Here is a 9,512-nt window from a genome sequence, read left to right as displayed (position 1 = left end):
ATTGGATAAAAATTCATATGAAATTCGATTCTGCGAATTAATCAGTGCTTCCCTAAGCCCGTTTTGTCTAGTTAGGTATCGAAGATAGACAAAAGGAATGTCTTGATTATTAGAGGGGCAACTCCTGTTGTTCCGACGATGGTTCTACCATCAGTCAAACAGATTAGAAAGAAAACTTACGATTGCATAAGCGGCGGCAAAAGAAATGACTATCGGTGGGTGCAGCAATGGCAGCTGCTCCTATTGACTTTCCGTCCACCGCTGTCCCCACTACAGGTCCGGTTGTAGCGTAAGTGCGGTACCAGCCGTGCCAGCAGGCCCTAACATGGACGTACGCAAAAAGGCTCTTAGCTGAACAGCAGGGGTAATACAAAGGGGGCATTTTAAGGTGGGGATGGAGGAAAGTGCAGTTAAATCTCTGTCCCTGCTTTGAGGATAAAAATGGAAAAATATACAATTGCATTATTGTAAAAATCAATAATTATTCGATAAAAAATAGGAAAATCAGTTATAATAATTAAAAATCTGAGAATAGGGTTGAAAAAAGTGTCGATGAAATCAATAGATTTAATTTTAATGACATTTGTTATTAAAGAGTGGGAATAATTTAAATGATTAAGAAAGCATGACCTCATCGGCAGCGCCGACTGCAGGCCATGCTTTTTTGCGTGTGCAAAATCTGCAGAGTCCTATGTTTAATCTCGACGGTTCCATGACCTGTAGTAAATTACAGGTATTTTTTTATTTCATAATCAGCTATCCTATAGATGAAAGGAAAGCTGATTTTATTGATTCCTAATCAATAGGGAAGTGAAAAGGAGGTAAGTATTATGGGTTTGATCAAAGCAGCCATGGGTGCCGCCGGCGGCGTACTGGCCGACCAGTGGAAGGAGTTTTTCTACTGCGACAGCATGCCTGCCAACATTCTTATGATGAAGGGGCAGAAGCGGACCAGTTCCCACAACCGCAGTTCCAATACCGGCGGAGAAGACAATATTATTTCCAACGGTTCCAAAATCGCCGTCAACAGCGGCCAGTGCATGATGATTGTGGAGTCCGGCAAGGTGGTGGATGTATGCAGCGAACCGGGGGAATACATTTATGACAAATCCACAGAACCTTCCATTTTCACCGGCACCCTGAAGCAGGGCATAAAAGATATGTGGGGCCAGATGAAGGAACGGTTCACCTTTGGCGGCGACACGGGAAAGGATCAGCGGGTCTACTATTTCAACATGAAGGAAATCCTTGGCAACAAGTATGGCACGCCTCAGGAAGTCCCCTTCAAAATGAAAGATCCCGATACGGGGCAGATTCTGCTCATCCGCCTGCGCTGCTTCGGCGAATACAGCTACCACATTGTGGACCCGGTGCTCTTCTATACGGGTGTGGTCGGAAATGCAGCGGATGTGTTTGACCGCAGCCAGATCGACAGCCAGCTGAAGTCGGAGCTTCTGAACGCGCTGCAGCCGGCCTTTGCCAGACTGAGTGCCCAGCGCATTGACTATGTGGAGCTGCCGGGGCGGACTTTCGAAATCGCCGATGCCCTGAATGATGTGCTGTCCAAGCGCTGGCGGGAGCTCCGGGGTCTGGAAATCGTGTCCTTCGGCATTAACAGTATCAAGGCCAATGAGGAGGATGAAGCGAAGGTTCAGAAAGTGCAGATGAGCAAGACTTTTGCCGATCCTTCGATGGCCATGGGCGCCATGGCCGATTCCACCAGTGATTCCATGCGTATGGCTGCCCAGAATGAAGGGGGCGGCGGCGCGGCTTTCGGCTTTATGAATATGAATATGGCTGGAAACGCAGGAGCCGGCTTGTATCAGCAGATGGCTCAGCAGCAGGAGTTTATGAGGCGGCAGAAGGAACTCGATGAGATGACCCGCAGGCAGGAAAAAATGGCGGCGGAAGCCCGCGCGGCGGCCCGGGTAGCAGAAGGACCTGCTGCCGTCGGCTGGACCTGTCCTCAGTGCGGCACTGTGAACCAGGGCAAATTCTGTCCGGGCTGCGGTGCCAGGAAGCCGGAACTCAAGCCGGCGGAAGGTGCCTGGACCTGCCAGTGCGGACAGACGGGCAATACAGGAAAATTCTGCATGAACTGCGGAAAGACAAAACCGGAACAGAAGGAAGAAAAGGGCTGGGTCTGCCCTGGCTGCGGTGCAGTGAATCAGGGGAAGTTCTGTATGGAATGCGGCAGTCCGAAGCCGGCAGGAGCTCCGCTCTTCAAGTGTGACAAGTGCGGCTGGCAGCCGGAGGATCCTCATCATCCGCCGAAATTCTGCCCCCGGTGCGGTGACCCTTTTGACGATAAAGACAAACAGTAGTCCATGAAATGAGGTGAGAAATATGGCCAATACATCTGTAGGCTATACATGTCCGAACTGCGGCGGTCCTCTGTCATTTTCCCCCGGCGCCGCCAGAGTGACCTGTCCGTACTGCGATACGGAATTCGAGACTGCTAAAATCGAAGAGATTTTTGCAAAGCAGGAAAAAATGGCGGCGGAAGCCCAGGCGGCAAAGGAGGCCAAATGGCATACGGAAGGCGCAGGCGGTGAATGGAGCGAAGAGGAAGCAGCTGCCATGAAGGCATTTACCTGCTCTTCCTGCGGCGCGGAAATCGTCAGTGACGGCAACACCATGGCCACGGAATGCTGCTACTGCGGTAATCCGGTCATGCTGCCCAGCCGGTTTAACGGTATGCTGAAACCAGATTTCGTCATTCCCTTCAAGAAGACCAAGGAAGATGCGGTGGCTCAGCTGAAGGAGTTTTACAAAGGCAAATGGCTCCTGCCCAAAGCTTTTACTGCAGGCAACCGGGTGGAATCCATCCAGCCCATGTATGTGCCTTTCTGGCTTTTTGATTCAGAAGTGACGGCGTCGGCGGAATTCAAGGCGGAGTCGGATACGGTCTATGAAACCCAGGATGAACGGGTCACGGAAACGAACGTGTATCGCTGCGACCGCAGAGGAAAAATGCGTTTCCGGCAGATTCCTGTGGATGGCAGCAATAAAATGGACGATACCTATATGGAGAGCATCGAGCCCTATGATTACGGAGATCTCAAACCCTTCAGCAGTGCCTACATGGCGGGGTGCCTGGCCGACAAGTATGATGTGGATGCGGAAGCCGCTGCACCCCGGGCTGATGAGCGGGTACGCAAAAGTGCCGTAGGTGTTCTGGAGGATACGGTAGAAGGATACATGCGCCGCGAGCTGGTGAACGATGTGATTAACAAGGGCGAAGGCAGCGTTTCCTACGCCATGGCTCCGGTGTGGATACTAACCACCCGCTATGAGGACAAGCCCTATACATTCATGATGAACGGCCAGACAGGAAAAATGGTGGGCAGCCTTCCCTGGGATAAGAATAAGGCCAATCTGTACTGGGCCGGCAGCACCGCTGTACTGACCGCTGTATTCTATTTCCTTGTCAGGATGTTTGTGTAAGGAGGGGAGAGGCATGAAGAAATATGTGTTACCACTGTTTATGTTTCTGGCGGCTCTTTTCCTCACTGCCACTGCAGCGGCATCCGACGTTTTGGGACTCCATGACGGTGCAAAGCTTCTGCAGACCTCCGAACGCACTGCTGTCATGAAAGAACTGCAGGATGTGGAAAAGCGTTACGGTGTAGGAATGGCAATTATCACAGTGCCTTCTACGAACAAAATGAAAATCGGAGACTATGCCAACAAGCTTCTGGACAGTACTTTCAAGGATGGGAAAAAGGGCAATATGGTTCTTGTCCTGGCCATGGATACAAGGGATTACTACATTGCCACTGACAAGGCCATGAAGGAACGGATTACCGATGCAAAGGGCATTCCGGCGCTGGAAGAAAAATTTCTGCCCGCTCTCAAAAAGAGTGATTATGCCGGAGCCTTTACGGCTTATGCCCGGGGCGTGGGAGAACAGCTGGCTTATTACGAAGAAAACGGGAAAGCCTATGATCCGAAAAGCGGCTTCAGCCCGCTGGCCCTGGCCATCGCCCTGGCCATAGGCGGGGCCTGCGGATTCCTCATCCGCGCCGTCCTCATCCGCGGTATGAGCAACGTGGTGCCTGCGCCGGCGGCGAATACGTACCTGGACAGAGAGAGCTTCGAGCTGCTGGATAAGGAAGACACTTTCCTCTATATGAATGTCACCCGTACACCTAAAGCAAAGAAGAATGATAGCACCGATGTCGGCCATGGAGGAGGCGGCGGTAAATTCTGATATTCCATCCTGTTTACTCCATTCTTATGGTCACTGTGCCTGCGGGGTCCGGATCATCATGGGTGTCGGTGGTATTCGGGCCTCCGGGGAAACGCTGATTAAATCGTTGTAGCCTTTCATTCTTGAATTTTGGTGCCATCCAGGGAATATGATGACGCGAATAGCAGGCTGTTTAAGAATCTCCTGACGAAGTGGTGCATCAAAATTCTTATAAAGGCATACTCTGCGAATGAATCAGTGCTTTTCTGGTACAGTGGGCATTTGGAAAGAAATCCGGGAGGTTCACTATGAGATTTGGAAAGATACTGCTCATGGGACTGATGGCGGCCTGCCTTATGGGAGCTTCGTCCCGGGCCTGGGACGAAGGAAATACAATCTGTCCCGGCGATGGCGGTGCGGAAGCTGAGCAGATCCGCATTTTTATAAAGAACTGGAAAGAGGTTTATCCCATGGACGGGGAACCGGTACGGGAATTTGCGGTCACTGACCTTGACGGCAATGGTCTTTTGGAAATCCTGGTACGTCCTCCGGAAAGTGAAGACATCCCTGTTGTGTATGAAGTGACACCGGATCATGACGGACTTAAAAAGAGAAATAAAAAATGGTATAGCCGCCAGATTTCCGGCCAGTCCATTGCCTGGTTCGTCATGCATCCGGAAACAGCGGCGGGTCCCTGGACAGGGAATATCGATGACGCTGAAGCGATGCTGCAGGACAGCTATGATGTGAACACAGGCCGTAGAGAAGCCTTTGGTTAAGAAGGGGCAAAAGGACTATTATCTTTGCAAATGAAATCGTAAATAAATAAAGTAAAGGAACCGCACAGGATACTTCCTGTTGCCGTTCCTTTTTTGTTCTGGTATGGGGCTCTTATGCTATAATGAAGGTAACAATTATTCGATGCATCCTTCTTTCGAGAATCCCCGGGGGCAGGTGAGGGCTATGGGGAAATGGATCAGACTTTTATGGCTTGGCCTTCTCTTCTGGCTGTCCGCACTTACGGCGGTCTCGGGAGCAGTTATCCTGTACAACCATGACGAAGGAGAAAGCTATGGCCGCATTCTTTCTGAAAGAGGGGCAAAGGTGCAGGGGATTCCGTCATCCCAGCTGCTGCACCATCTTCCGGAAGATGATGTACAGGCTGTAGAAGCTTACGATGTACAGGCGGCAGTGCTGCAGGGAGGCAGCCGCGCCTCCTATCAGTGGTATCCCCAGTATACGGCCACCGTAGTTCTGGCTGTATCAGACAGCTGCCCGGTACCGGTTACAGGATGGCAGAGTCTCTCTTCCGCTCCTTTGTCCCTGGCTGTGACCGGCACCAATCCGGCCCGGCTCTTCTTCATACAGGCCATGAGCTATGGGCTGAAAGGAGATCTATCCGGCAGGGCAGGGGTGGAACTACTGAGGCAGCTTCAGGAGGATGGGCGGCTTTCTATGGAGGAAGGAGAAAATCGGCCTTCCGCGGATGTTTATGTGCTGTTCGATTATCAGGTCCGTGAGTGGCAGAGACAGGGCATTCCTGTACATCCGGTAGTCCCTGAGGAAGGAACTCTGGCGTTCAGGAAGGGACTTCTGGCTAAGGAGTCTTTATCCTTTGACAGCCAAAGATTGTCGGAGGCGCTGGAGGGCGCAGGATATGCTCTCTCCCCGCCGCCCGGGGCCCGCTTCGTTTCTGATGCGGAAGCCTTTCTGCAGGCCGGCGATGATATTCCACGGCAGATTACCAATCATGTTTTCCAAAGCTGCCGGCCCACCATCCTCACCGGTTTCAGTCATATGGTCTGGTATACGGTAACTTTGTTCTTTGTCATCCTCTGGGGCGGACGCCTCAGGCGGCAGGTGCTGCAGCCCCAGGTTCGCCGGGCCTATCTGGGGGTCATCATTACCCTGTGCTGCTGGATACTTTTCCGGGAAATCAAACTGAGCCTGCCCGATTTCATGAATGACGGCATACGCTATATCTGGTACAGCTATTATCTTTTCTATGGTATCCTGATTTCTTTTCTTCTATGGATCGGCTACAGCGCCTCCTATGCCTTTCTTACCAGGCCCTGTCCCCGGTGGATGAAGGGAATCTTCGCAGGAAATCTGCTTCTTGCCTTCCTGGTGATGACCAATGATTTCCACCAGCTGGTCTTTACGCTGCCTGCTGGTCTGGCGGCGGCTTACAGCCGTCATGGCTATGGGCCCCTATATTTCATCCTGGCTGCTGTCTATGGCATGGAGCTTCTGGCTGTGAATGGCGTGCTCTGTTATACCTCTCTCTCCCGGAAGGTGAGCCATCCCGCCCGGATGATCCTGCCCCTGGCCGTTGTGGTGGGATATGGAATCTATGTGGTCGGGTATGCTTTGCCTGGTTCCCCTTTCCGGCCATCGGAGCTGGTGCTGGTGACGATCTGGACTGTTCTTCTTTGGCTGGAACTGGTGACAAGGGGAAAATTCGTCCCGGCCAATGAGGGGTACATAGACTTTTTCCGCCATTCCAGCCTGGCCATGCAGCTCTATGATCATGACGGGCACCTGGTCTATGCATCCAGTGGCACGGCTCCGCTGCGGGGAGAGGACTTTGAAGTGCAGTCCATGCCCATTTCCGGCGGCCTGGTGCGCTGGTACAGGGATGTGGGCCCCCTGCGTCGGCGGCAGGCTCTTTTGGAACGTCTCAACCAGGATCTGAACTGGTCCTATGAACTCCTCAGTTGTCTTAGTGATATCCGCCGTCAGGCGATTGAGCAGGGTGTCACCCTTAGAGTTTACAGAGAACTGGAGGAAATCATTGCCCGCAAGCAGCCGGCCATCCGGCACAGGCTGGCTTATCTGAAGACCGCAAAGCCCGGGCCCCACACCGATGCAGTCATCAGCCGTCTTCATATCCTGGCCTGCTATTTGAAAAAGCGATGTATCCTCCTCCTGCAGGGAAAGGAGGCAGGCATGCTGGATGCCCGGGAACTGGCTATGGCGGTGGAGGAATCCTGGCGATATTTGGAAAAGGCCGGGCTCCGGGGCTCTGTGGGCTTTGATTTGAAGGGAAATCTGCCGGTGCAGGCAGCCCTGACGCTCTATGATATTTTCGAGGATGTGGGAGAAGAGGTACTGGCCCGGGGAGAAGCTTTTTGGCTTTGTCGGTTCAAAGAGACGGAGAAGGACTGGATTTTTTCCGTAGTGCTGGAAGAAAAAGAAGGAGAAACCCGCCCTGCTTCCTGGCAGGCTCTGTCGGAGTATGATGTTTCTGTACAATGTGATGACACGGGCTATGGCACAAGACTCACGGTTCGGCTTTCCAGGGAAAGCACCGATTCATTCACATAGGAGGGAAACATTATGGTTAACTTATACACACTTCCTTCCTGGGAAATCCTGCTTTTCATTGTTGTTTCCATGGTTCTCTTCCTGGTGAACAGCGTCCTTTATTATTTCCTCATGCCCCAGGCGGAATTCAGCCATCTGGGACGGAAATGTCTGGAAGGGAGCAGTCTTATCCTGCTTCTGGCAGTTATGGCGGTGTTATATGAAATTTTTACGGACGGCAGGGATGGTGTCGTTTATGCCCACGGCACCGATATCTGGCGGTGGGCTGCAGTTTTGGCGGGTACGCTGAGTGCTCTGTACTGGTTTCATGACCGACGGGCCCGGAGCCTGTGGATTTTAGGGGCTTCCCTTCTTTTATGGCCTGTATTTGATGACATCCTGCCCTGGTCCCTGGCCCTTTCCCTGGCCTTCCTGGCATGGCGGCTGCTGCGCCTTTTCCCTGAAACTTATGGCCGTTACCGGCAGCAGCTCACGGCCCGCTCCATCCAGACGGCGGTGGACTGCCTGGATGAGGGCCTTCTCATCAGTCAGGAAAAAGGGGAACCGGTGCTTGTAAATTTCACCATGTACGAGGTGATGGAGAAGATTCTTGGCACGGTAGTTCGCAATGGCAATATTTTCTGGCACCTGCTGCCCCTTTGTGACGGCAGGCCGGGTCTTTCCATGGAGCGCCACGGGCCGGATATGCTCTTCATCCTGGAGTCCGGAGAGGCCTGGCTCCTGCAGCGCCATCCCATCCACTTTCGCAGTGAGTCCGGCTGGCAGATTACTGCATCCGATGTGACGGACCTCTATCGGTTGAACCAGGAGCTGGACGAAAAGAACCGGGTGCTGAAGGAGCGGAATGCGGCGGTGAAAGATGCACTCGGAAACATGGTGGAACTGCAGACACGGAAGACTATGGAAAATCTGCGCTATAAAATCCATGATATATTAGGGCAGCGCATTACCATCCTGCAGCGGCTCCTGAATAATCAGAATATCAGCGATTACAGCACTATTCTTCCCAGCCTGGAAGACATGATGGCAGATCTGCGAGAGGACAGAATGGCAGACCCGAAGGAAGAACTGGATGCACTCATTGCTGCTTATGGCAGACTGGGGGTCTCGGTCATCCAAAAGGGGGCTCTGCCCGATGATACCTTTCGGGCGGGAGAATTTGTTCATATCATACGGGAAGCCCTCACCAATGCACTTCTCCACGGGCAGGCCGGATCCATAACAGTGACCTTTGGCAGGGACGGAGAGACAGCCCTTAGGATTGTCGATGATGGCAGGGGATTAAAAGGCCCTCTTCGGCGGGGAACCGGCCTCAGGGCCATGGAACAGTGCGCCCGGAATCTGGGAGCAGACCTTCAGTATAAGACTGCTCCGCACTTTGTGATTACCTTAAGGAAACACTGATTCGTTCAATGCTTTTCTGGAAATGGAGGATGTCTATGATTCGGCTTATGATTGTGGATGACCAGAAAATCCTGCTGGAGGGACTGGTCAAAATCTTTGAAGGGCAGAGCCATATTGAGGTAGTGAGTGCCCTGCCCTTTTCAGAGCTGGTGAAGCCGGTCTGTGACCAGCTTCATCCCGATGCGATTCTTCTGGATATCTGCATGGAGGGAAAGAACAGCGGCATTATTCTGGCAAAGCGCCTGAAGGAGCGTAAGAACCCTCCTAAAATCATCATTATGACCGGATTTCAGGATATCAGCTTTCTGGAAATGGCCCGAAGCGCCGGAGCGGACAGCTTTATCTACAAAGAAAGCACGGCCTGGGAATTTATGGACTGCCTGGAGAAGACTATGGCAGGGGAGCATATTTTTCCCGATGTCCGGGGCCAGGTGACCTTCGGCATCCAGGGGGTGACACTGACAGATCGGGAACTGGATATTCTGCGCCTGGTCTGCCGCAACCTGTCCTACAAGGAAATAGCAGATGAACTGCACATGAGCATACGAACTGTCAGCTTCCATGTGAGCAATATGCTTCGTAAGACAGG

Annotated in this window: 7 protein-coding genes; all 7 read left to right on the top strand. The window is 52.4% G+C overall.

Going from position 1 to position 9,512, the window contains the following annotated elements:
- Positions 1-830 precede the first annotated feature (830 nt).
- Positions 831-2,324, top strand: coding sequence for an SPFH domain-containing protein (locus tag B2Y11_RS01570; protein WP_291055294.1), 1,494 nt, complete (start codon positions 831-833; stop codon positions 2,322-2,324).
- A 22-nt stretch (positions 2,325-2,346) separates the two neighbouring features.
- The gene (locus B2Y11_RS01565; RefSeq protein WP_291055291.1) at positions 2,347-3,447 is read left to right on the top strand and encodes a hypothetical protein; all 1,101 of its coding nucleotides are present in this window, start codon (positions 2,347-2,349) and stop codon (positions 3,445-3,447) included.
- A gap of 13 nt (positions 3,448-3,460) precedes the next feature.
- On the top strand, positions 3,461-4,213 hold the full coding sequence (locus B2Y11_RS01560; protein WP_291055288.1) for a TPM domain-containing protein: 753 nt from the start codon (positions 3,461-3,463) through the stop codon (positions 4,211-4,213).
- Between the two features lie 287 nt (positions 4,214-4,500).
- Positions 4,501-4,971, top strand: coding sequence for a hypothetical protein (locus B2Y11_RS01555; RefSeq protein ID WP_291055285.1), 471 nt, complete (start codon positions 4,501-4,503; stop codon positions 4,969-4,971).
- 184 nt (positions 4,972-5,155) lie between these two features.
- Positions 5,156-7,519, top strand: coding sequence for a hypothetical protein (locus B2Y11_RS01550; RefSeq protein WP_291055282.1), 2,364 nt, complete (start codon positions 5,156-5,158; stop codon positions 7,517-7,519).
- Positions 7,520-7,531: 12 nt separating this feature from the next.
- The gene (locus B2Y11_RS01545; RefSeq protein ID WP_291055277.1) at positions 7,532-8,923 is read left to right on the top strand and encodes an ATP-binding protein; all 1,392 of its coding nucleotides are present in this window, start codon (positions 7,532-7,534) and stop codon (positions 8,921-8,923) included.
- A gap of 35 nt (positions 8,924-8,958) precedes the next feature.
- Positions 8,959-9,512: response regulator transcription factor (locus B2Y11_RS01540; RefSeq protein ID WP_291055275.1), on the top strand; the 554-nt coding region annotated here is incomplete at its 3' end.

The organism is Dialister sp. UBA1703 (assembly GCA_002320515.1).
Lineage (GTDB): Bacteria > Bacillota > Negativicutes > Veillonellales > Dialisteraceae > Dialister.
Note: the sequence above shows the minus strand (reverse complement) of the source record. Positions and strands in the feature narration are given on the sequence as shown.